At 44.8% G+C, this 24,360-nt stretch carries 21 protein-coding genes; 2 read left to right on the top strand and 19 right to left on the bottom strand.

Going from position 1 to position 24,360, the window contains the following annotated elements; genetic code table 11:
• Window positions 1–159: 159 nt before the first annotated feature.
• From JMX70_RS04780 to ubiG, 3 genes are all read right to left on the bottom strand, one after another.
• Entirely contained in the window at window positions 160–996 is an 837-nt protein-coding gene (locus tag JMX70_RS04780) for a YciK family oxidoreductase (RefSeq protein ID WP_227671168.1), read from the bottom strand.
• A gap of 94 nt (window positions 997–1,090) precedes the next feature.
• On the bottom strand, window positions 1,091–1,801 hold the full coding sequence (locus JMX70_RS04775) for an HAD family hydrolase (protein ID WP_201590054.1): 711 nt from the start codon (window positions 1,799–1,801) through the stop codon (window positions 1,091–1,093).
• A gap of 73 nt (window positions 1,802–1,874) precedes the next feature.
• Window positions 1,875–2,735 carry a bifunctional 2-polyprenyl-6-hydroxyphenol methylase/3-demethylubiquinol 3-O-methyltransferase UbiG gene (ubiG, locus tag JMX70_RS04770; protein ID WP_201590052.1) on the bottom strand — a complete coding sequence of 287 codons (861 nt, stop codon included), beginning with the start codon at window positions 2,733–2,735 and terminating at the stop codon, window positions 1,875–1,877.
• A 454-nt stretch (window positions 2,736–3,189) separates the two neighbouring features.
• Here ubiG and JMX70_RS04765 point away from each other — a divergent pair, with 454 nt between their 5' ends.
• Window positions 3,190–3,810, top strand: a complete 621-nt coding sequence (locus JMX70_RS04765) for a thiol:disulfide interchange protein DsbA/DsbL (protein WP_068407799.1) — start codon at window positions 3,190–3,192, stop codon at window positions 3,808–3,810.
• Between the two features lie 118 nt (window positions 3,811–3,928).
• Here JMX70_RS04765 and yjgA read toward each other — a convergent pair whose 3' ends face one another.
• The 8 genes from yjgA to mazG all read right to left on the bottom strand — a co-directional run bounded on the left by yjgA (window position 3,929) and on the right by mazG (window position 11,803).
• On the bottom strand, window positions 3,929–4,441 hold the full coding sequence (gene yjgA, locus JMX70_RS04760; protein ID WP_068407800.1) for a ribosome biogenesis factor YjgA: 513 nt from the start codon (window positions 4,439–4,441) through the stop codon (window positions 3,929–3,931).
• Between the two features lie 118 nt (window positions 4,442–4,559).
• Window positions 4,560–5,519 carry an RNase adapter RapZ gene (gene rapZ, locus JMX70_RS04755; protein WP_201590049.1) on the bottom strand — a complete coding sequence of 320 codons (960 nt, stop codon included), beginning with the start codon at window positions 5,517–5,519 and terminating at the stop codon, window positions 4,560–4,562.
• Window positions 5,520–5,560: 41 nt separating this feature from the next.
• A complete protein-coding gene (gene panC, locus JMX70_RS04750; protein WP_201590046.1) occupies window positions 5,561–6,463 on the bottom strand; it encodes a pantoate--beta-alanine ligase in 903 nt (300 codons plus the stop codon).
• 81 nt (window positions 6,464–6,544) lie between these two features.
• Window positions 6,545–7,345 carry a 3-methyl-2-oxobutanoate hydroxymethyltransferase gene (gene panB, locus JMX70_RS04745; RefSeq protein ID WP_201590043.1) on the bottom strand — a complete coding sequence of 267 codons (801 nt, stop codon included), beginning with the start codon at window positions 7,343–7,345 and terminating at the stop codon, window positions 6,545–6,547.
• Between the two features lie 111 nt (window positions 7,346–7,456).
• Window positions 7,457–7,957, bottom strand: coding sequence for a 2-amino-4-hydroxy-6-hydroxymethyldihydropteridine diphosphokinase (folK, locus tag JMX70_RS04740; RefSeq protein WP_406947867.1), 501 nt, complete (start codon window positions 7,955–7,957; stop codon window positions 7,457–7,459).
• Between the two features lie 102 nt (window positions 7,958–8,059).
• On the bottom strand, window positions 8,060–10,375 hold the full coding sequence (pcnB, locus tag JMX70_RS04735) for a polynucleotide adenylyltransferase PcnB (RefSeq protein ID WP_201590037.1): 2,316 nt from the start codon (window positions 10,373–10,375) through the stop codon (window positions 8,060–8,062).
• A gap of 164 nt (window positions 10,376–10,539) precedes the next feature.
• Window positions 10,540–10,941, bottom strand: a complete 402-nt coding sequence (locus JMX70_RS04730; protein WP_201590034.1) for a ComEA family DNA-binding protein — start codon at window positions 10,939–10,941, stop codon at window positions 10,540–10,542.
• On the bottom strand, window positions 10,928–11,803 hold the full coding sequence (gene mazG, locus JMX70_RS04725) for a nucleoside triphosphate pyrophosphohydrolase (RefSeq protein WP_201590031.1): 876 nt from the start codon (window positions 11,801–11,803) through the stop codon (window positions 10,928–10,930). The genes JMX70_RS04730 and mazG overlap by 14 nt, the downstream gene beginning before the upstream one ends.
• Before the next feature lie 186 nt (window positions 11,804–11,989).
• On the opposite strand from mazG, the gene JMX70_RS04720 reads away from it, so the two are divergent.
• Window positions 11,990–13,471 (top strand): phosphohexomutase domain-containing protein, encoded by a 1,482-nt coding sequence (locus JMX70_RS04720; RefSeq protein ID WP_227671167.1) that lies wholly within the window; start codon window positions 11,990–11,992, stop codon window positions 13,469–13,471.
• 149 nt (window positions 13,472–13,620) lie between these two features.
• Here the strand turns inward: JMX70_RS04720 and JMX70_RS04715 are convergent, their stop codons facing one another.
• The 8 genes from JMX70_RS04715 to odhB all read right to left on the bottom strand — a co-directional run bounded on the left by JMX70_RS04715 (window position 13,621) and on the right by odhB (window position 24,215).
• A complete protein-coding gene (locus tag JMX70_RS04715) occupies window positions 13,621–15,009 on the bottom strand; it encodes a UDP-glucose/GDP-mannose dehydrogenase family protein (RefSeq protein ID WP_201590028.1) in 1,389 nt (462 codons plus the stop codon).
• Between the two features lie 101 nt (window positions 15,010–15,110).
• Window positions 15,111–16,775 carry a glucose-6-phosphate isomerase gene (pgi, locus tag JMX70_RS04710; protein WP_201590026.1) on the bottom strand — a complete coding sequence of 555 codons (1,665 nt, stop codon included), beginning with the start codon at window positions 16,773–16,775 and terminating at the stop codon, window positions 15,111–15,113.
• Between the two features lie 3 nt (window positions 16,776–16,778).
• Window positions 16,779–17,660, bottom strand: coding sequence for a UTP--glucose-1-phosphate uridylyltransferase (locus JMX70_RS04705; RefSeq protein ID WP_201590024.1), 882 nt, complete (start codon window positions 17,658–17,660; stop codon window positions 16,779–16,781).
• Between the two features lie 52 nt (window positions 17,661–17,712).
• Entirely contained in the window at window positions 17,713–18,759 is a 1,047-nt protein-coding gene (galE, locus tag JMX70_RS04700; protein WP_201590022.1) for a UDP-glucose 4-epimerase GalE, read from the bottom strand.
• Between the two features lie 121 nt (window positions 18,760–18,880).
• Entirely contained in the window at window positions 18,881–19,756 is an 876-nt protein-coding gene (gene sucD / locus JMX70_RS04695; protein WP_068407825.1) for a succinate--CoA ligase subunit alpha, read from the bottom strand.
• A gap of 178 nt (window positions 19,757–19,934) precedes the next feature.
• Window positions 19,935–21,101 carry an ADP-forming succinate--CoA ligase subunit beta gene (gene sucC, locus JMX70_RS04690; protein ID WP_068407827.1) on the bottom strand — a complete coding sequence of 389 codons (1,167 nt, stop codon included), beginning with the start codon at window positions 21,099–21,101 and terminating at the stop codon, window positions 19,935–19,937.
• 179 nt (window positions 21,102–21,280) lie between these two features.
• Window positions 21,281–22,732: a dihydrolipoyl dehydrogenase gene (gene lpdA / locus JMX70_RS04685; RefSeq protein WP_201590020.1), complete on the bottom strand. Its 1,452-nt coding sequence runs from the start codon at window positions 22,730–22,732 to the stop codon at window positions 21,281–21,283.
• Between the two features lie 220 nt (window positions 22,733–22,952).
• Entirely contained in the window at window positions 22,953–24,215 is a 1,263-nt protein-coding gene (odhB, locus tag JMX70_RS04680; protein ID WP_068407829.1) for a 2-oxoglutarate dehydrogenase complex dihydrolipoyllysine-residue succinyltransferase, read from the bottom strand.
• Window positions 24,216–24,360 lie beyond the last annotated feature (145 nt).

Raw genomic sequence — 24,360 nt, 5'->3', positions numbered from 1 at the left:
CGTATCCTGTTTTTTATTAATGCTATTTAGGCTTTAATTGATAAAAGTCTTTAATAACAAATAGATGGGGTTATAGAGCTCTTATTTCAATCAATAGACGCTTTTATAAACACCATTAATAGCGATAAAAATAGTAAGCAATAAGATAGCAAATGATGATTAGTCTTTTGGTTGCAGCTCAACCACTTGACCGCGCACGCCGATGCTTTCATCACTCATCAAAAACACATAACCGCCCATAATATCTTCTGGTGTCTTTAGGCTCATCGGATTTTCACCCGGAAAAGCATGAGCACGCATATTGGTACGGGTGCCGCCGGGGTTGATGCAATTGAAGCGTAAATTGGTGGTATTTTGCGTCTCTTGGGTAAATATATCACTCATGCCTTCTACCGCTTGCTTGGACAGTGCATAGGCACCCCAAAACGCGCGCGGATGGGTGCCAACGCTACTAGAAGTAAAGACGATAGAACCATGGGCGGCATCTTTAAGCAGCGGCAGTAGCGCTTGGGTGAGCATAAAGGTAGAGGTAAAGTTGACCTTCATCACTTGAGCAAACATATCGACATCGTACATCTCAAGCGGTGTCAAAGCACCTAGCATGCCAGCGTTGTGCAATACCCCATCGAGCTGTCCGACTTCTTTTGCTATCAAATTCTCTAGCGTTTGCATCTCAGCATAAGTCGCACCTTCGAGATTCATCGGTAGCATGGCAGGTTGCTTGCCGCCAAAGCTTTCGATTTCATCATAAACGTATTCAAGTTTGCTACTGGTACGCCCTAACAATAACACCGTCGCACCATAACGGGCATAGGTCAAGGCGGCAACACGGCCGATACCATCACCAGCACCCGTGACCAAAATTGTTTTACCATCTAAGCAGTTATCAGGCGGTATAAAATTACGAATAGCGTCGTGCGATACAGATGGTACAGAATTTTGCGCAGCTGCTTGATTGGCTTGCTGCGGCGTAGGCGGATTAGTATTGTCACTCATGGCATTACTCACTGCTTATTATTCGATGATTTAATAGGTAGGTTGCTTATTAGCTATCTTGATGAATGGCTTATTTGCTTTATAAGTAGTTATTTTATAAATAGTCAAACTTACCTGAAGCAAGTAAAAGCTTACTCAACTCTTTAGGGGTATCGGTAATGTAGTCAGCACCCCATTTCTTTAAGTTTTTTTGATCTTCAGGCGGGATATAACCATAGGCAGCTAAAATGGTTGTCATACCAGCGGCGTTGCCCGCTTCGATATCGCGTATATGGTCGCCAATATAAAGCACACTTTCAGCCGCGCCGCGCGGGATAGCGAGTTTTTCCAACGCCATATACATCGGCTCTGGATCTGGCTTAGAGCGTGATACATCATCAGGACAGACTAGTACCGAGCAGCGCTCATCTAACTGCATTGTTTCTAGCAAAAGCTCTGCTAAATAGCGCGGCTTATTGGTGACAATTCCCCACGGCACGCCTTTATCCTCTAAGGTGCGCAGTACTTCTTCAAGCTCGCTAAAAACACAACTATCGACGCATATATCGGCTTCATAATCGTCTAAAAACTGCTGACGAAACTCAAGTAACTCTTCTTCACTAACCTCAAGCTGGCCGTTATGACGCAGCATCAAGCGTACCATCGACGAAGCGCCTGCGGAAACTTGCTCACGAATCTCAGCTTCAGGTGGCGCTTGCCAATCATTCTCGCCGCTCATTTTACCAATAATCCGGACGAAATCGGCGGCAGTGTCGATTAACGTCCCATCAAGGTCGAACAAGACAGCTTTTACAAATTGACTCATAACAGGCGCTCTTAATATTAATTTAAAACATGGATTTAAAAAGTGGTTAAAAAGGAATACTCATAAAAAAAATTTACAACAGTGGTTTTTGTACCGCCATCATATAATTGACATCGACGTTTTGCGCCAACCAGTAGCGTTTGGTCAACGGATTATAGTGCAGCCCAATGATATCTTGACGGCTGAAACCCGCATTTAGCGCCATTTTATCCAATTCCGCTGGGGTAATAAATTTGGCGTAATCATGGGTACCGCGATCAAGCAGACGCAATACATACTCAGCGCCAACGATGGCAAATAAGTAGGACTTAGGGTTGCGGTTAATGGTCGAGAGCACGCAAACGCCGCCTGGCGCTAGTAGCTTAAAACACGCCTCAACGATGGCAGTTGGGTCTGGTACATGCTCGAGCATCTCCATACAAGTCACCACATCGAACTGGCCGGCATGGGTTTCAGCCAATTGTTCAATCGGAATGTGCTGATAACGCAAGGTATTATCTAAATTGCTTTGCTCAGCATGCAAGGCCGCCGCTTTGAGATTTTCGGTACCAAGGTCAATACCAGTAACATCAGCGCCGCGTCGCGCCATTGATTCTGACAAGATACCGCCGCCGCAACCGACATCAAGAACTTTTTTACCCGCCAAGCCCAACTCTGCGATTTTACTGCTATCAGCACTCATAAAGCCGTGCTTGACGTTGTCTTCTATCCAATTAAGGCGTAGCGGATTGATTTCGTGTAAGGTGGCAAAGGCGCCGGTTTTATTCCACCACTCGCTCGCCAAATTGTTGAATTTTTCTACTTCGCTGGCATCGACATTAATCGCCGTATTTTGATTGAATTCGTTAGCAGCATTATTACTATTGCTCATATTGTCAGTAGGATTGTTTTGTTGATGATTCACAGGCTGCGCAGAAGGTAAAACTTGGCTCATAGGATTTTTCCTTTATTGGCATTATAGTTATTATCGGGAAGTATGATGCTACGCTCAATATTAGCATGAGAGCAGCAACTTTGTCGTGAGTACATCGTCACCGTTTGTGAAACGCGCAAATTATAGTCTTATGAGTCAGTTATTCTTATATTGAAAAAATTTGGCTTAACGACTTTGGATTGACGATCGGGCTGAAATTCAAGGTATAAAATAAGCGCAAAACCATAAGTAAGATACCTTAAATAATAGCTCACAGCTTTACAACCGTTAGTTAAGAATCGGGTTCACAACTATGGGCATTTTACGCTATTATAGGCAGTAGTCTATAAAAGGGTGATTTAGGTGACGCATTGCCGCTTAAACTTGTGAGACCTCTATACAAATGCGCTAAATGACTGCTGAATCGAACCTTCTGAAACAATTATTCTGAATCTCGACACCTCAAGGAAAAAGTATGAAACGTATCATCGCATTGACTGGTTTGGCTTGTGCTATTGGGTTTGCCAATATGGGCGCACAAGCCGCCAATTATGTCGCAGGAAAAGACTACCGCGTGCTAGACAACCCAGAAAAAATCAGCGGTGATGCTATCATTGTGCGTGAATTCTTTTGGTATGGCTGCCCGCATTGTAACGTCCTCAATCCACATATGGAAAAATGGGCCAAAACCAAAGACAAAGACGTGGCATTTTTCAAAACCCCAGCCGCGCTAAACCCTGTTTGGGAAGCCAGCGCCCGTGGTTTCTACGCCGCGCAATTACTAGGCTATGAAGACAAAACCCATGACGCCCTATTTGATGCTGTGCATAAAGACGGCAAACAGTTATTTGACCAAGCATCACTGAGCAAATGGTACGCATCTAAAGGGGTGAATGAAAAGAAATTCAATAGTCTTTATAACTCATTTGCCGTTGGCACAAAAATTGGTCGCTCACAGGCAGGTGCTAAGCGTTATCAGCTTTCAGGCGTACCAGCAGTAGTCGTCCATGGTAAGTATGTGGTGACTGGTGAAAGCGCCACTGTTCCTAAAGTGGTTGATTATCTCGTTGATAAAGTACGTGCCGAGAAAAAATAATTTAAGATGTGTAAATTATTAAGAAAATGAACGTTTATAAAAATGCAAAAAGCCAATCTTTAACGATTGGCTTTTTTATAGGTCATGGTTTATAAATTAATATAAGCATTATTATTAATTAGCTTTTCAGCTGCGACAATATCGCCACTTCACGAATATAACTGGCCAAATCTTCTTTAGACTCCGCCATCAATTCATCGTCTTGTGTATGTTTGGCATATTCAATCCATAGCAGCAACTGATACAAACTATTACGCTCAGAGGCTTTGTATTGTTTTACAAACTGCTTTAGCGTGCCTTCATCATTGATGTTTAAGCGCTCAATCCAGCTTTCGATTTTAGAAATCTGCTCTTTTGGAAAAAAAGCATCGAACAAGGCTTTAACCAATTCATGGCGGTTTTCTTCACTGATGAGTTTACCGACCCGTTTGGTTTGACGATTGCGCGCATTGGCACTGGTAATATCAGCAAGCGCCATCAGCTCTGCCATAAAGTAATCACTTGCTGGCAGGTTTTTGAGCTGCTTCTTCGATAAGCTGGCAAGCGGTATCGACAATGCTTGTAAGCGCTCATGAGCTTTTTTGAGCTCTGTGCGCGAGACGCGCATATCCTGTTCTGACCAGTCAATCATAAAAGCTTTCCATTTTTCGAGATAGTAAATAATAGATTTTATTGCGTCTTGCTGATTATATTGCTTAAGCATTCATTGTAGCTAATAACCATTAATAATTAGCATTACTAGCCTAGCTTTACCAACGATGTTTTTCGCGGTGCTTAGCGGTAATACTCAAACCTTCGGGCAAGCTCACGGTCAATTTATCTTGCAAATGCTTGGTAATAAATACTGAGCGATGCTTACCACCGGTGCAACCAATCGCAACCGTTACCGTATGGCGATTATTATGTAAAAAATCTGGCAACCAGCGCGTCAGAAATGTAGCGATATCGTCAGTCATCTCTGCCACCTCTGGATAATCAGCAAAAAATTCAGCAACTTCCGCATCCAGACCTGTCGCGGCGCGCAGCTTTGGGTTCCAATGTGGGTTGGGCAAAATGCGCACATCAAAAACAAAATCGGCATCAATTGGGCTGCCATATTTAAAACCAAAGGATAGCAGGTTAATAGCGATTTGATTGTCAGCCCCAACATAATCGCGCAGTCGCTCTTTTAGCTGGTGAATATTAAGCATACTGGTATCAATTTTAAGATCCGCACGCCTAAATATCGGCTGCAAAAGCTGGTTTTCTTTTTCAATCGCCGCTGGTAAATTATCAGTGGTATTTTCTATACCTTTGCTATCTTGCACCATCAAAGGATGAATGCGGCGAGTGGCATTAAAGCGCGCCACCAAGATATCCTCTTGCGCTGTCACATAAATGACGGTGAGCGCCTCTTCGCCATACGTCTGCTTTAACGTATCATGTATTTCAGAAAAATTGGACAAATCGGCGCGAGGGGTGCGAATATCGACCCCAAGGGCGACGCGTTTGATGCCGCTATCACAAACCAGCTTTTGTGCCGCCTCAGGAACCAATGACAAAGGCATATTATCAATACAATAATAACCAAAGTCCTCTAGGATATTGAGTACAGAGGTCTTGCCCGAGCCTGAGCGCCCTGACACCACCAAGATACTTAAACCATCTTTATGTGTCTGTGTCTGCTTGTTATCTGATTTGGCGTGCTCATTATCCTTAGTTGTACTCATGATCCGTCATCCTTATACATTGCGTCTAGCCACTCCCGCGCTCATGACGGCAGTGTTACCGTCACTAGCTGATTGTCTAACAAGCGTGCACGGCCCAACCATGCGGCAACTAAAATCACCAAATCTTGCTGATTTCCAGCGAAAGTTGTCGATTTTCCATCTATCTCAAAAGCATCAAGCTGCGCCGTTTTGACTTCTAAATAATCAATGATAAAACCTGCGGCAGTGATACGCGCGCTAGCCGCTGCTAATAAATGCTCAAGCCCTCGTTCGATATATGCGCCATTCATTAGCTGGTCGGCTAAGCGCTGTAATTCTTGATGAAGCATGGGAGCGATATTGCGCTCAGTTTCAGTTAAATACTGATTGCGCGAAGACAAAGCTAAACCATCAGCCGCTCGTACGATAGGTGCGCCAATGATTTTAATCGGATAACTTAAATCACGCACCAACTGCTGAATAATGGCCAACTGCTGATAGTCTTTTTGCCCAAATACGGCCACTTCCGGCTGGACGATATTAAAGAGCTTTGAGACGACAATGCCAACGCCATCAAAATGACTTGGACGCGATTGGCCACATAACTGGCTGGTGATTGCGCCTGCTCGAACCGACGTTGGCGGTGGTAATACCGGATACATCTCATCAATACTGGGCGCAAATACGTAATCGGCATTAACAGTAGTAAGTTTGGCAACGTCCTCATCTAACGTCCGAGGATAGCTATCAAAGTCTTCACCGACGCCAAATTGGGTAGGATTGACGAAAATACTCACCACCACAATATCGGCATGTTGTTTGGCAAGTTTAACCAACTCAAGATGACCGTCATGCAGATTGCCCATCGTTGGCACTAACGCAATATGCTGCTTGCCCTCTTGCTGACCACGATAAGGGTTTAGAGCGTTACGCAGTGCTGAGATGTGATGATGAATAATTGGCATGGTTACTATGTTTTATCCTGACAGCTTGTTCTACTGATAATGGTCAAATCATTAAATCAAATACGATTTACTTTAATACGGCTAGCTAAATTGGTGCTGCTCAGTGGGAAAACTGCCGTCACGTACCGACTGCTGATACAGCGCAAAAGCCCCTTCAATACTACGCGCGCTATTACGCTCATCAGTTAAAAAGTCATGGACAAAGCGCGGTACGCGGCCGTGCACCATGCCCAGCATGTCATGCATGACAAGGACTTGACCATCAGTAGCAGCACCAGCGCCAATCCCAATAACCGGCACAGCTACGGCTTCTGTAACTGCCTTCGCAAGCTCAGCGGGTACACACTCTAATACCAAAAGCGCTGCACCCGCCTCGACCACTGATTTGGCATCAGTCAGCAGTTTTTCGGCTGCTGCATCACCGCGACCTTGTATTTTATAACCACCAAAGACATTGACAGACTGCGGCGTCAGTCCTAAATGCACACAAGTCGGCGTACCTGCTTGCGCCAAGGTTTTGACCAAATCGCAAAGCTCACTACCGCCTTCAATCTTAATCACGTGCGCGCCCGCCTGCATCAGCTTGCGGCTATTGGCCACCGCATCTGGGAGCGTCACATAACTCATAAACGGCAAATCCGCTAAAATCAACGCATGCTTATTACTACGGGCGATATTGGTTGTATGATAAGCCATATCATCAACGCTGACAGGCAAGGTTGAATCATGACCCTGTACTACCATGCCCAAACTATCACCAATCAAAATCGTATCGATTTGCGCGTTGTCCATCATACGCGCAAACATGGCGTCATAGCAGGTCAGACAGGTGAATTTAACACCGTCTTTTTTAAATTTATTTAAAGTAGATAAGGTTGTCATATGACCCTCAATGCGGTTAACTATTTATAGCTTTTGATATTTTAATAAAATGCACAGCCACTATCCTAGCATCCAACTTATTCATAATTCTACAGAGGCACTAAAGAGGCATTAATTCAGTTTTAATAGCTTTAGCCCCGTCCAATCGTCACTGGACGGATAATCCGTTATTGGTTTGTTTAAAATGATTAACTCTGGCGCCAACTCTCGCAGCGGCAGTAGGACGAAATTGCGCTCATGTAAGCCTGCGTGCGGTATGGTTAATTGCGGCTCTGAGATTTTGATATCCCCATACAATAAAATATCGACATCGAGGCTGCGCTCACCCCAGCGGCGCAAACGGGCGCGTTTGGCTTGTTGTTCTAGCGCTTGGCAAAATGCAAGCAGCTCAAACGCAGTTAAGGTAGTCTCAAAACCTACCACCGCATTGACAAAGTCAGGCTGATCTTGCGGTCCCATCGGCGCCGAAGCGTAGAAAGAAGACACTCGTACCGCTCGTATTTGCTTATTTTCTTGCATAGCTACGATGGCTTGCTGTAAATGCTCTACCGGCGAACCTAGCTCGTTTTCTAGATTGCTGCCTAAACCAACATAACAGGTAACCCAAGTCATACCGTTACTACTTTTATTGTCATTGGCATTGTCATTACTAGCTTCAAAGTGCCTGTTCATAATTCTCACTGTGCTTTAGTACTTTAAAGTCGGTTTGTAAGCTTAAGCGTTGTTAGTGCTTGGCTGACGGCGGCGGCGGCGTTTTGATGGTACCGGCCCTTTTTGCTCATTCATCTTGCTAGCGGCTGTTCGATTCTGAGCTTGAGTAGTCTGTTTCTTAATATTCTGTTTGGTTGTAGCAGGTTTGTTAGAAGCAGCTTTTTTAGCAACAGACGGTGCATCCTCAGCAAATTCTGCCGCAGTTTTAGGGGCTTTTTTCTCATACTTGGCCGTATTTACTACTTGCTCTTTATCGCTAGCTGGTTTTGCCGCTATGTTAAGCAAGTTATCAGCGTTATTTTTACTGTCAGTATTACTATTATCCGCTATCACAGTAGGTTGACGACGACGACGTTTATACGGTATCGGCTCGTTGTTTATGCTGACAAGCGCTGGCGTTTGGGCGACAGTACGCTTAGTATGGACATTAGTATTGGCCGTTGTAGATAAAGCTGACTGGTCAAAATCGGCTTTGCTAGCAGCAGACTTGGTATCGACTGGTTTAGCTTTTGCATGCTGCTGCGCTTGCTTATCAGCGTTAGCAGAGCTGTCAGATTGTCTTGCAACTCCTGCTTTCTTAAATGAAGTGCTTTCAGCTTTTGGGCTTTGCTCCACAGGCGCTTGCTTTGGTTTAGCATTAGATTTTGGCTGATCGTCCGTTGGCAACTGCTTACGTAATGGCGGAACCACTTTTTCATGCTCGATGACAAATAACGGTGCAGGCTTGGCATCGTGGCGCTTATTTGCCGATTGGTTGCCAATATTCGCCAGTGATAACTGCTGCAATTGCGCCAGCTCATTATTATCTTGTGCTGCTTGCTGCTTATCATAGCCCTTATGATGACTATTATTGCTGACACTATGATTACTATTGTTATTAGCCTGCTGAGTAGATTGGCTCGCGGCGCGGCGGCGGCGTGACGGCACGTTTGAAGCATCATCAGCTTGCTTGCTATGGCCGTTACCGCCTACATTATTTTGTTGATTGTTTTCTATGTGATTTACCTTATCATGGTTTGATGTGTTTAAAGCTTGTGGCTTTTGACGATTACGCCCGCGTCCACGCTGCCCTTGTTTATAGGCACCACGACGGATATTCTCATCAAAATCATCAATCGCTTGATCTTGCTGCTGTTCGGTCAAGGTTTGATAGGTTTGCCACCACTCGCCCATGCCATTGGTCGACTCTGAAAGTGGATGTTCGGCATCACCGCACTGCTCACGCAATAGCAAGAAATCAAAACCGGCACGGAAACGAGGATGCTCAGACAATTGAACAATTTGTTTGCTGCGCGGCGCCGCCAATTTTGGCTGCAATATCCAAATATCACGGATAAATTGTTCGGCAAATTTTGGAATGGCGGTCTTGATACGCTGACGGTCGATGACTTTGCCCGCTGCATGCAGTTGCGCGTCGGCAAAAGGCATATTGCGTTTTTTGGCTTTTTCCAATTGATGAAGATAGTTTTCCCACAATAACGCGGCATAAAAGAAGGCAGGATTGATACTTTTACCAGCGGCGATACGTTTGTCGGTATTGATAGCGACTTGTTTGACCAAGGCACTTGGCTCAGCAGGCGGATAAATTACTAAACTGTCAATCGCGCCCGACTCAAACAATAACGGCAGTAGCGGCACTAAATAGCCACCGGTAAACATTTTTTGCGTTTCATCATACAAACGATGCGGAGAAATTTGCTCCAGCAGCGCCCAATTGTCATCATGGAACTGGGCGGCGAGTTCGCTATCAAAATCAAAACCAAGCTTGGCTTTAAAACGCAGGGCACGCAGCAACCTGACCGGATCTTCTTCGATACGCGTCGGTGCATGACCTAAGAGACGAATAACTTTATTATCGATATCTTCAAGCGCGCCGCAAAAATCATGCACCACGCCTTTGAGCGGTTGATAATATAAAGCATTGATAGAAAAGTCACGACGGGCAAAATCTTGCTTAATATCGCCCCAGACATTGTCACGCAAAATCATCCCATCTTGATTAGTATTGGCATTATTGAGCGGTGGACCACGAAAGGTCGCCACTTCGATAAGCTCGCGCCCAGAGTAGACATGCGCCAATTGAAAGCGGCGCCCAATAATACGGCAACGCTTGCCAAAGACATCTTTAATCTCATGAGGTTTGGCATCAGTGACCGCGTCAAAGTCTTTTGGACGCAGGCCTAGCAAGGTATCGCGCACGCCGCCACCGACGATATAAGCATCAAACCCAGCTCGGGTTAGGGTGGCTATCACTTCGGTAATGGAATTGGGTAATTCAGATTTATTCAGTTCTAACTGCTTGGCGGCACGCTCGGCCATGCATCTACTCCTCGCCTTTATTCTTAACCACCCCGACGAACACAGCGTCTATCAGGCGGATGTACCCACTAGTTTAACAAATTTTGACCATGGTGGGTGTGTTATGACATTTACTTACATGCTATTTTGTCAATGTGGGGGTTAAATAATACAAAATAAAGCGCTTAATCTTGTACGCTTAAACGCTGGCGATTTTTCTCAACCGTTTTTGCGCCGATGCCTTTGACTTTCGTTAATTCATCAACCGTTTTAAAACCGCCAAACATCTCGCGATATAAAATAATCGCCTGCGCTTTACTGCTGCCAATACCGTTTAATGCCACCAATTCTGCTTCTGTGGCGCGATTGATATTTATGTTGGTTTGATTCCGCGCTTGGCTTTGTGCTGCTTCTTGCGTCAATAGATATTTATAAGCGCTTTTAGCATTATCAAAACATGGCGCGGCAAGGGCAGGATTAAACGATATAGTAATAACAGAAAGCACACCTACTAAAAAAACGGCGGCATTTTTAAATAAATTAGCATGCTTCCATTTAATAAACCGGCTTTTATTAGTCGCGTTCATGCTGTTTCGCCGCTTCCCATAACGCATCCATCTCATTGATATCGCTATCTTCTAAGCGCTTGCCAGCTGCCACTAACTGCTCTTCAATATAGCCAAAGCGTGATTTAAATTTATGCACACAGGTTAAGGTCGCAGTTTCAGCGTCGAGGTCGAGTTTACGGGCGACATTGACCAAGGCAAACATGCAATCGCCAAGCTCCCTTTCAATCTCTCTGATATTGGTTTTGATTTCAACTTGGGGCTTATCTAAAATCTCGGCCTTTAGCTCGGCAATTTCTTCATCAAGCTTATCAAAAGCGCCGCTGACCCCTTCCCAATCAAACCCCAATTTTGATGCTTGTTTTTGCACTTCCTGCGCTTGCATCAGCGCACTACCTGCCTTGGTATTATCCAAACGACGTTTCGGCTTGCCACGTGCGGCGCGCGCTTGGTCTTCCTCTGCTTTAATCTCATCCCAGCGACCTTTTACCGCAGCGTCGTCTTTTAGCGTTTCGGCTTCAAAGACATGCGGATGGCGGCGAATCAGCTTTTCTTGCAACGTGGTAATCACATCGCTAATATCAAAGCGCCCTTGTTCTGCGTACATCTGACAATGAAAAACCACTTGCAACAATACATCACCAAGCTCGCCCTTGATATCTTCGTCATCATCGCTTTGAACCGCTTCGCCGAGCTCATAGGCTTCTTCAATCGCGTACGGAATGAGGCTATAATTGCTTTGTTTTTTATCCCACGGACAATCTGCGCGCAGCCGTGCCATCAATCCCAATAAATCATCTAACTCGCCAGTTGCCACTGGCACGCCCTGTACAGAGCTGGGAGGCGTAACAGAAGTTAACGTTTGGTTGTCTAAGTCACTCATAAAATACTCTTATATTTTTTATATTTTTTATCATAGAAACGGATAAGTATAAAAATGCTCACATAAAGCACCACTACGGCTTTATGACTCATTTGGTAGTTAGTGTATCATTGAACGCTTATTGACTTATAATCCTGTTATCACTCCCTCATTTTTTACTGCGCACGCACAAGGAAGCTTATTATTATGTCCACTTCTGCGACTACTGGCTATCAGCCAGCAACAGATTTTCACCCTATTAGCATTCAGTCATTTAAAGCGTACGATATCCGCGGCGAGCTTGGTGTCAATCTCGATGAAGCTATCGCCTACCGTATTGGCCGTGCCTTTGCCCAAATTTTATTCGAGCGTTATAGCGCTGCAGATGTCGCCGTTGAACTAAAAGACTTAAAGCCAGCTATCGTCATCGGTAGCGATATCCGCCACTCCAGTGAGCAGTTAAAACAAGCAACCATCAAAGGTATGCTCGATGCGGGTGTCGATGTGATTGATTTGGGTATGACAGGCACAGAAGAGGTCTATTTTGCGACCAGTTATTATCAGGCGTTGGGCGGTATCGAAGTAACGGCTAGCCACAATCCGATTAATTATAATGGCTTAAAATTGGTCAAAGAGTATTCCAAGCCGATTAGCGCCGATGATGGCTTGGCAGAGATTCAAGCGTTGGCAGAAACGGGGCAATTTAGTACGGATAATCAACAAGGTACATTACAATTATTAACGGATAAAAGCGCTTATATCAATCATGTCATGACATTTATTGATGTTGATAAATTAAAACCGCTAAAACTGGTTATCAACTCCGGTAACGGTAGCGCAGGTCCCGTCGTTGATTTATTAATCGACAAGTTAGCACAAGCTGGCGCGCCAATTGAAGTGCTTAAATTGCACCATACGCCTGATGGTAGCTTTCCAAATGGCATTCCCAATCCAATGATTGAGGCCAATCGAACCGCCACTCAACAAGCGGTGCTAGAAAATAAAGCCGACCTTGGCATTGCCTTTGATGGCGATTTTGACCGCTGCTTTTTATTTGATGAATACGGCGAATTTATCGATGGCAGCTATGTCGTTGGCATGCTCGCGCAAGCGTTTTTAAACAAGTATGCGGGCGAGTCAATCGTCTATGATCCGCGAGTGATTTATAATACCGAAGCCGTCATTGATGAGCATAACGGTAAGGCGGTTATTAGTAAGTCTGGGCACTCATTTATCAAACAAGTGATGCGTGATTCTGGTGCGGTGTATGGCGGCGAGATGTCCGCTCACCATTATTTTCGCGATTTTTTCTACTGCGATAGCGGCATGATTCCGTGGCTACTAACCATTGAGTTACTATCGATTACCGGTAAAACCTTATCAGAATTGGTCAGCGGTTATATTGCAGCCTATCCAAGCTCAGGCGAGCTGAATTTTCATTTGACCACTCATGATGCGCCAGCCATTATCAGCGCCATCGAAGAGAAGTTTAGCGCCGACAAGCCAACCAAATCGATGCTCGATGGTTTGAGCTTAAACTTTGGCGAATGGCGTTTTAACTTACGCGCTTCCAATACTGAACCATTAATTCGCTTAAACATCGAAAGTCGCGGTGATAAAGATTTACTACAGACTAAAACCCAAGAAATTCAGCAATGGCTTGCTAGTAAAGGGGCGGTGCCTGCTTAACTTAAGTAATCATAATGCTAAGTAAAGACGTTCTGAACTTATGAGAACAAAAAAGCGCCGGTTAATTTTTATATTAATCGGCGCTTTTATTTAGATTCAGTTCATTAGCTGCTTGTCTGCTACGCTTATTTTACCCTTGTTAAAAAGCTTTATTTGGCGCGACCAATCCCTATATAGTCACCGACCAAATCATCAACCTGCGTTCGCGACAGCGCATTGCGCGCATCGAATATCGGCAGCGCCTGCTCATTAAGCCTAGCAACATCTAGCTTATTTTCTGGCAACCAGCTGATAATAAAAATGGCCTGCGCTTCATTAAGCTTCTGGTACGGACTGGCAATCAATTCCAGTAACGTCTGCTGTCCATAAAGCTCGGCAAGCTCGGTCTGGGCTTTATCACTATACACCAGCGTGCGTATATTATAAGACCAGAGTAGCGCTAACAACGGATGAATCGCCGACTCTGCTGTCCGTCCCGAGCCCGCTTTATAACTGCCGCCCCAAATCATCACGGTTTTATTATCGATAAATCCATCAAAATACTGCCAAAACTTGCGAAATATCAGCTCTTTTTGGTCTTCATTAATATCAATAACTGCCTGTAGTAACGGCATGGCTAGGCTTTTTTCTGTACTGGACTGCTGCAGTTTAATCAACTCTGTCGGTAGTGTATTACCACCAAAGCCCCAGCCTGCTTGCAAGTAGCTACTACCTACGCGCTCATCAAGTCCCATAATGTGACTGACTTGCTGGATATCGACCTGTTGACTATCCGCCAAGCGCGACATCTCGTTCATAAAGCTAACTCGCGTTGCCAGCATCGCCATGATACTACTACGGGCAAACTCTATGGTGGCAATATCTGCCTGATAAAACGCACGTGCTTGCTGCATTAAAGGCTGTAGCATCGTTAAATGATGGCGGCTATTTGGTGTTTTTTCACCCAGCAATAACAATGATGGATTTAGCATTGAGCTGTACGCATCGCCATCCTTTAAGAATACAAATGGCACATAATAAACCCAAGCGCGCTGCAACTGCTTGGACAATGCGTCAACCGCGCCCAGCTGTTTAATGCCACTCATAATAAGCGGTAAGGTTTGCTGATGACTGTGGTTAAAGGCGGTTATCCAGCTGTCTGCTTGCCATACTGAGCGAATGCTGTCTAAAAATAACCAATATAGCGCAACTTGTTTTCTCTCACTATTATCATCCGTCTTTTCATAGTGCTCTAGCAGCTTACTCGCAGTAGTGGGCAAAGCATAGCTGACAATTTGTTGCTGCTGCACGTACATCTGCCATAACGCTTGCACATGATGCTCGAAACCATATTGTTGTAATTGCTGCGTCAATACCTCTTTATCAGTATAAAGATGCACCGTATGACCGAGACTTGCCAGTACCACAGCACTGGTAATCGCCTCGATACTATGACCAACGAGGACGCAAACGCTGGTGTTTTTAGCAGCTTGGTTAAATGAATGTGATGCGGATTGGTCGTTATCTGTCTTGTGTTTATTTATAGCGGCAGCGCTCATAAGATTACCTTTTATATTGCAAAGTTAGCAGCGTGGATAAGTGGATAAGCCAGTCGCATGATGCTACTAGCTACTAGCCATAAGCCTTAAGCCTTAAGCCATTAAGACAACAGCTTAATATGCTGCAATAGCTGATTGGTAGAGGTATCAAATTGCGCATCGCCGCCTTGCTGCATGGCGGTATGTACCGACTCTGCCATTTTCTTGCCCATCTCAACGCCCCATTGATCAAACGGATTGATATCCCAAATGCTGGCCATGACATAAACCTTGTGCTCATAAAGCGCTATCAACTCCCCCAAACTATGCGGGGTCAGCTCATCGATAAGGAGCGTCGTTGACGGCTGATTGCCGCGGTAATATTTGTATTTATCGGTATCAGAAGCCGCTTCAATATCCTTATCAACAATAGCAGCATTACCAAAAGCCAAGACCCGACTCTGCGCCAAACAGTTTGCCAAAGACAATTCATGCTGCTGCTGTAGCGATTCATTTGTCGCATCATCACTATAACGGCGCACGCACGCAATAAAGTCACAAGAGACCTGCTGCGTCCCTTGATGCAGAAGCTGATAAAAAGCATGCTGCGCATTGGAGCCAATCTCGCCCCACAAAATTGGACACGTATCATAATCAAGACGCTCGCCATGCTGCGTCACCGATTTACCATTACTTTCCATCTCAAGCTGGGTCAAGTAGCTTGGCAAATACTCCAAACGTCCATCATAAGGCAGCACGGTATGCGCATTGACTTGTAAAAAGGTACTGTTCCAAACGGCGAGCAAACCTAATAATACTGGCAGATTCTCAGAAAAGTCTGCTTGGGCAAAATGCTTATCCATATTATGGGCGCCGGCTAGCAGCTCTTTAAAACCATTCATGCCAATACGAATAGCGATAGCAAGTCCAATCGCCGACCACAATGAAAAACGGCCGCCAACCCATTCCCACAGCTGCAATTGATGCTCAGGATGAATGCCCCAGGCAGTCATTTTTTCACAATTGGCCGATACGCCGATAAAATGACGGCGCAAGACGCTTTCTTCTGTGCCAGCCCGTAGCTTTGCGGTAGCGAGTAACCATGACAGTGCGGTCTTGGCATTCGATAGCGTATCAACGGTGCCAAAAGATTTGGAGGAGATGATAAATAAAGTGGTTTCAGGATTTAAGTGCTTGAGCAAATTATCAAGCTGCGTGCCATCCATGTTAGAGACAAAATGCACCTCAATAGCAGTATCTGCCCATTCATCAAGCGCGGTGGTCGCCATCAGTGGGCCTAAATCTGAGCCGCCAACGCCAATATTAACCACATCAGTGATTGCTTTACCAGAGAACCCGCGCCACGTGCCGTTGCGTACCCGCTCTGACAATCTTTCTACCTGCGCCAAACTCTCATGTACATCAGCGGCGACATTTTGCGTGCCAACTTGCAGCTGTTCTGTAGCTGGCAAGCGTAGAGCGGTATGCAGCGCTGCTCGCTCTTCACTGGTATTAACCATCGCCCCTTGTAATAAGGCATCGATACGGCCTGACAACTCGCAACTATTCGCCAAATTTAATAAATTTTCTAGCACCGCATCACTAATACACTGCTTGCTATAATCCATATATAGCGCGCCCGCTTGCGTGCTAAAGCGAGACGTCCGCTCATTATCCTGCGCGAACAATGGGGCAAGCGCCCACGGCTGCTCCGCTAACTTGGCTAAATGCTGCCAATACTTAGAGTGGCGGGCACTTTTATAGCCCTTATTATTTATCTCATCCATTAGCTATTTATCATCCCTTAACTGCTGCTCGGCAAAATAGATAAAAGCTTGCATATACGAGCGCATATCGCCCGCATCATAACTATCACCGCGCATGGTCGTTACATTAACGCCATATTTGCTAATCAATGCATCAATGGCATCAGTCAGTTGAATCTCGCCGCCAACCGACGCTCTAGTATTGGCCAGATAATCAAATATATGATTGCTAAATACATAACGACCGACAACGGCCAATTTTGAAGGGGCATCCGCTAAGTTGGGCTTTTCGACAAAACCGGCAACTTTAAAGCTTGCGTTTTTATCAGCCTGCTCGATTTCATGGGCTTGATTAAATGCTTCGTCTAATTGGGCAATACCGTATTTATGCACATCTTCATCAGCTACGTTATTGACCAATATTTGCGAATGCGTGTCTTTGGCAAAGGCTTCAATCATAAACGCCAAATTATCAGTCGTTATGTCGGTGGTAAATGGATCGAGCACCACATCTGGCAGCAGTACAGCAAAGTCATGCTCACCAATGATTGGACGCGCCGCCAATACCGCGTGCCCTAACCCTAGCGGTTTGCCTTGACGTATCATAGATACCGTTACATCCTCGGGTAACCAGTTTAAGCTATCAGCTAACGCGCCTTTACCTTTAGCACGCAATTGATTATCCAATTCAGCATTGATATCAAAGTAGTTTTCGATGGCGCTTTTTTGTGCATGACCGACCAAAACGATATGTTTGATACCAGCAGCAATGGCTTCTTCAACGACATAATGAATAGCGGGGCGATTGCCAAGTGGTAGCAGCTCTTTTGGCACTGATTTCGATAACGGCAGCATACGTGTACCAAAACCTGCGACAGGAATAACAGCGTGAGTAATTTTTTTCATAATTTTTAGACTGTATTTAAGAGTGTGAAATAAGAAACATGCCTAATCAATGCTAAGCGCTATGATAGCCATTCGGGTTTTTACTCTGCCAACGCCACGTATCTTGACACATCTCAGCAATAGATAGTGTCGCCTCCCAACCTAGCAAATCTTTGGCTTTATCGGCGCTGGCATAGCAGCTGGCAATATCTCCTGCGCGCCGAGCAGAAAACTGGTAAGGAATATTTTGGCCTGATACTTCAGAAAAAGCCGTGACCAATTCTAAAACAGACGTTCCTTTACCTGTTCCTAGATTAATGGGTAAAAAACCTATTGAGCTGTATTTATCTCGACCTACTTGTTTTTGTAAGTAGTTAAGCGCTGCTACATGACCTTGGGCAAGATCAGTGACATGGATAAAATCGCGTACCCCCGTCCCATCGACAGTAGAATAGTCATTACCAAAAATACTAAGTTTTCCAAGCTTGCCAACGGCGACTTGCGAAATATAAGGCATTAAATTATTAGGAATATCATTTGGATCTTCGCCAATTTGCCCAGATGGGTGCGCACCTACGGGATTGAAGTACCTAAGTGGAATAAGATTCCAGCCATCATCGGTTGCCGCTAAATCCTCTAAAATATGCTCGACCATCAGTTTGCTCTGACCATAAGGATTGGTGCAAGAACGCTTTGATTCCTCATTGATGGGCAAGGATTCAGGATCTCCATAGACGGTCGCAGAAGATGAAAAAACCAAATTCTTAACATCGGCTTCTCTCATAACTTCCAATAAAGCAATGGTGCCACTGACATTATTATTATAATACAGCAATGGCTTGGCCACCGATTCTCCAACGGCTTTTAGTCCCGCAAAATGAATCACACCAAAGAACTGATGCTCGGCAAAGACCTGTTTGAGTAGATCAGTATCACGGATATCGCCTTTAACAAAGTCGATGGGTTGATCAATGAGCTTGGATACGCGCTCAATGGCCTCGCGGCTACTATTAGACAAATTGTCGTAGACCACAATATCATAGCCTGCTTCGTGTAAAGCTATACAAGTGTGTGAGCCGATATATCCAGCACCACCGGTTACCAATATCTTATTTTTCATAATTGCTACATTTTAATCAAAGGAAAGTTATTTTTAGAATAAAAAAAGACACCCCATTGTAGGAGTGCCTTTGTTTTTTTTCAACGATGTTTTGGTATTAGACTAGCTATTAATACCTAAATTACCAACCGGTAACTTCTTTTAACTTATCACCGATTTTTGATGGATCACGGGTATAAGCAATACCAGCGTCTTCAAAGGCTTTAAATTTCTCTTCAGCAGTACCTTGACCACCGGAGATAATCGCGCCAGCATGGCCCATACGTTTACCAGCAGGTGCAGTCACACCAGCAATATAACCAACCACTGGCTTGGTTACGTGCTCTTTGATATAAGCCGCCGCTTCTTCTTCAGCTGTACCACCAATCTCACCGATTAATACGATGGCTTCGGTTTGTGGATCGTCTTGGAACAGTTTTAGCGCATCGATTTGGTTCATACCTGGGATAGGGTCACCGCCGATACCGATACAAGTAGACTGACCAAAGCCAAGCTTAGTGGTCTGGGCAACCGCTTCATAAGTCAACGTACCAGAGCGTGAAATGATACCCACTTTACCTGGCAAATGGATATGGCCTGGCATGATACCGATTTTGCACTGACCTGGAGTGATAACGCCTGGGCAGTTTGGACCAACCATACGTACATCGCCTGCTTCTTCGATATAACGCTTGGCTTTTAGCATATCGATAGTCGGTACGCCTTCAGTGATTACGACGATCAATTTTACGCCCGCATCGACTGCTTCAACGATAGAATCTAATACAAATGGAGCTGGTACATAGATAACTGAAGCGTCAGCTTGGGTCGCTTCCATGGCTTCTGCCATGGTGTTAAAGACTGGCAAACCTAGGTGCGTTTGACCGCCTTTACCTGGGGTTACGCCGCCAACTACTTTAGTGCCGTACTCAATTGCTTGTTCAGAGTGGAATGTACCGTTCTTACCAGTAAAACCTTGTACCAATACTTTGGTATCTTTATCAATTAATACACTCATTATTTTTTCCTTATTCGGTTGTCTTGCAATAGCAGTTTTCTCGCTCACTTATCGTTAAATGTTAACGATTTATGCTTTTGCTAAAAACTGCCATCACGCTGTGACTATAATGCTTAAGCGTCTGGTTAAGCGAGTTATGAATAAAACAGCGCTTAACCGCACGACTTATATTAAAGGCTTATGCTTTAACCGCATCGACAATTTTTTGCGCCGCATCTGCTAGGCCTTGAGCTGAAATGATTTTCACATCAGATTGCTCTAGTAGCTCAGCACCTTTTTCAGCGTTATTACCTTCTAGACGGACAACGACAGGCACTTTTACGTTCACTTCTTTAACTGCTTCGATAATCGCTTCGGCAATCATGTCACAACGTACGATACCGCCGAAGATGTTGATTAGAACGCCTTCAACACTGCTGTCTTCTAGAATGATTTTGAACGCTTCAACAACGCGATCTTTGGTTGCACCGCCGCCAACGTCCAAGAAGTTAGCAGGTTTGCCGCCGTACAATTTGATGATGTCCATGGTCGCCATCGCAAGACCAGCACCGTTTACCATACAACCGATGTTACCTTCTAGGGCAACATAGTTTAGATCAAATTCAGCGGCTTTAAGCTCGCGCTCGTTTTCTTGCGTTTTATCTTGTAGTGCTGCAATTTTAGGCAGGCGATATAAAGCGTTTGAGTCAATACCGATTTTGCCATCAACACAAACGATTTCGCCATTTTCGCGAACCGCTAATGGATTGATTTCTAATAATGCAAAATCATTGTCAACGAATGCTTGATAAGCGCCGCTCATCAATTTTACAAACTGGTTGATTTGCTTGCCTTCAAGACCCAGTTTAAATGCCACTTCACGTGCTTGGTAAGGCATTAAACCAACTAATGGATCAACGCTTACTTTAAAGATTTTTTCTGGAGTTTCGCTTGCGACTTCTTCGATATCAACGCCGCCTTCGGTTGATGCCATAAAAGTGACGCGACGCGTAGAACGGTCTACAACTGCACCAAGATATAGCTCAGTTTGTACTGGGTACATATCTTCTGCAACCAATACGAAGTTAACTGGTTGGCCTTCTGCGTCAGTCTGGAATGTAACCAGATTGGTACCGATAAGCTCTTCAGCAACTTGCTTTGCTTCTTCGCGAGTTTTAACGAGCTTCACACCGCCCGCTTTACCACGGCCACCAGCATGAACCTGCGCTTTAATAACCGCAATATCAGTAGGCGTCTTATCAAAAGCAGCAGCAGCTTCGTCGCCATTATGGGCGATGATGCCTTCTTGAATGGGCAAACCGTAGCTTTTTAATAGCTCTTTTGCTTGATACTCATGTAAATTCATTGATTGTATCCTTTATTTTTTACAATTAATAAAAAGTGAAAACAAGTGCAAGGCAGAATAACGCTGCCACACTTATGATGGCGGTGACCGTTATCATAATAGTGATAGCGGTCGCACCATCCGGTTAAACTTGATATTGACTCAAATGCTTTTCATTTTAAGCAAGTTAATCTCAAAAACTATTTACGTTTTTTACGCTGTATGGCATGAATCGCACGGCCATCTGCTGATAAAGCGGCTTCATGAACCGCTTCAGAAATGGTTGGATGCGCAAATGTCATCAACTGCAAATCTTCGATACTAGACACAAATTCCATCGCAATCATACCTTGATGGACAATATCGCCCGCACCAGCAGAAATGGCATGCATACCTAACAAACGATCTGTTTTAGCATCAGCAACAACTTTGATAGAGCCTTGTGCTTCACTTTGTGCAAGCGCACGACCGTTAGCTGCTAGGTTAAATGAACCAGTTTTGACTTCATAACCTGCTTCAGTCGCTTCTTGCTCGGTCAAACCAACCCATGCAATTTCTGGATGGGTATAAATGACGTTGATAATGGTGTCATAGTTAACTTGTGCTTTTTCGCCATGAATGCGCTCAACCGCCATCATGCCTTCTTCCATCGCTTTATGCGCAAGCATAGGGCCACGAACCAAGTCACCGATTGCATAAACGCCGTCAAGGTTGGTTTTACACTGGTCATCGACATCGATAAGACCGCGCTCAGTCAACGTGATACCACTGTCTGCGCCCAATAGTTTTTCAGAGTAAGCACGGCGACCGACACAAACAATCAGTTTATCAAAGCTTTCATCCGAGGCTTCGCCTTTTGCTTCGCTGGTCACGACAACCTGGTCGCCTTTCACTTCAGCATTGGTTACTTTGGTATCAACGCGGATATCAAGACCTTGCTTTTTCAGCATTTTACCCGCTTCTTTAGCAATGTCTTTGTCAGCCGCTGCTAGGAAGCTTGGTAGCGCTTCATAGACAACCACTTCTGCGCCCAAGCGGCGCCATACTGAACCTAGCTCAAGACCAATGACGCCTGCGCCAATGACGCCTAAACGCTTTGGTACTTCGGTAAAATCGAGCGCGCCAGTAGAATCAACAATACGGTCGCCATCAGTTTTTGCCACAGGAATATCGATAGGCACCGAACCTGCTGCAAGAATGACGTTTTTGGCGGTAATAGTCGTTTCACTGTCGTCTTCTAGGGCGGTAAATTTAACTTTTTTATCCGCACCTTTACCATCTTCTAATGTGCCCCAGCCTTGTAGCCAGTCAACGCCATTGCCTTTTAGCAATGCCGCCACGCCGCCAGTCAATTGCTTAACAATGGCTTCTTTACGGCCAATCATTTGCTCGATATCGATAGCAACGTCACCGGTGCTGATACCATGTTCAGCAAGGTCATGCTTGGTCGCTTCATAACGATGTGATGAATCAAGTAAGGCTTTTGATGGGATACAACCGACGTTTAAGCAAGTACCACCCAGTGCTGGCTCACCTTTATAAACGCGTTTTTCGATACAAGCCACGCTCATACCCAATTGACCTGCACGAATAGCGGCTTCGTAACCACCAGGACCGCCGCCGATGACGACTAAATCATAATTGTCTTTCATAGTACGTTCCTATTTTTAATTTGGTTCTAATTTATTTCTAAATTTTTTCTGATTTTATGAGGATTTAAATGACTGGTTAGCATACTGAATGATAAATGACACTTTCATTCTGTCGTTAATACACTACAAAAAAAGTCGTATTTATTTGACAATAAACCACAAACACCTCGTCCAAAGTGAAAAAGCTTGTATCAGTGGTTACCGATACAAGCTTAAAAGCTTACAGGTCTAGGAGTAGCATGGTTGGATCTTCGACCAACTCTTTGATAGTAACTAAGAACTGTACCGCTTCTTTGCCGTCAATCATACGGTGATCATATGATAGTGCTAGGTACATCATTGGTAAAATTTCAACTTTACCGTCGACTGCCATTGGGCGGTCGTTGATAGCGTGCATACCTAAGATAGCAGTTTGTGGTGGATTCAAGATAGGCGTTGACATGAGTGAACCAAAGACGCCGCCGTTTGAAATGGTGAACGTACCGCCAGTCATGTCATCAAGACCAAGTTTGCCTTGTTGTGCTTTACCACCAAATTCACGAATCTTAGCTTCAACATCAGACATGCTCATGCGGTCGGTATCACGCAATACAGGAACGACCAAACCACGATCTGAAGATACGGCAACACCGATATCATAGTAGCCGTGATAAACGATGTCATCGCCGTCTAGAGAAGCGTTAACCGCTGGGAAGCGTTTTAGTGCTTCAGTCGCCGCTTTAATAAACAATGACATAAAGCCTAGACGTACGCCATGGCGCTTTTCAAATTGCTCTTTATACTTAGCACGCATATCCATCAACGGTTTCATGTTGACTTCGTTAAACGTGGTTAGCATCGCTGTTTCTTGTGAGGCAGCCAGTAGACGGTTAGCAACTGTTTTACGTAGACGCGTCATTGGTACGCGTTTTTCAGTACGCTCACCGGTTGATTCAGCAACTGGACGACCGCTATCAGATTTGATAGAGCTATCAGCTTTTAGCGTTGGGTTTGCCATGTCGGTTTTGGTTACACGACCACCGCGGCCACTGCCTTCGACGTTTTTAGGATCAACGCCAGATTCTTTCGCCGCTTTTCGTACCGCAGGACTTTGGTCTTTATGATCCGCTTCGTCTTTTTTATCTGTGGCTTGGACTGGCTCACCGCCATCGGTAGCTTGTTTCGGCTGTACTGGCGCTGCTGGTTGGTCTGGGTCAACGGCAGGCTCATCCGCGCTATCGCTACTACCACCAGCAGAACTACCGCTAGCACCAGCTTCAAACTCGGCGATTAGCTCGTCTGACAAAATTGTATCGTCAACTTGCTTAACGATTTTGGTAACCACACCGTTATCAGGTGCAACCACTTCTAATACCACTTTATCAGTTTCAATTTCAGCCAATAAGTCGTCGCGGCTAACTTCTTGACCTTCAGTGACATGCCATTCCACTAGGGTGCCATCGGCAACCGATTCTGGAAAAACGGGGGCTTTAATTTCAGCCATCGATATACTCCTTAGATATTGATATTACTCTTTATTATTAAGTCGTGATAGGCAGTCAATACCATTCTCAATCGTCTTACTTTAATGGTAATAGCGGTACGGACTGTTATCGCCTGATTCGTGTATCTTATATAATCTGTTGCTT

It is taken from the genome of Psychrobacter pulmonis, from assembly GCF_904846465.1.
Classification (GTDB): Bacteria; Pseudomonadota; Gammaproteobacteria; order Pseudomonadales; family Moraxellaceae; genus Psychrobacter; species Psychrobacter faecalis.
Note: the sequence above shows the minus strand (reverse complement) of the source record. Positions and strands in the feature narration are given on the sequence as shown.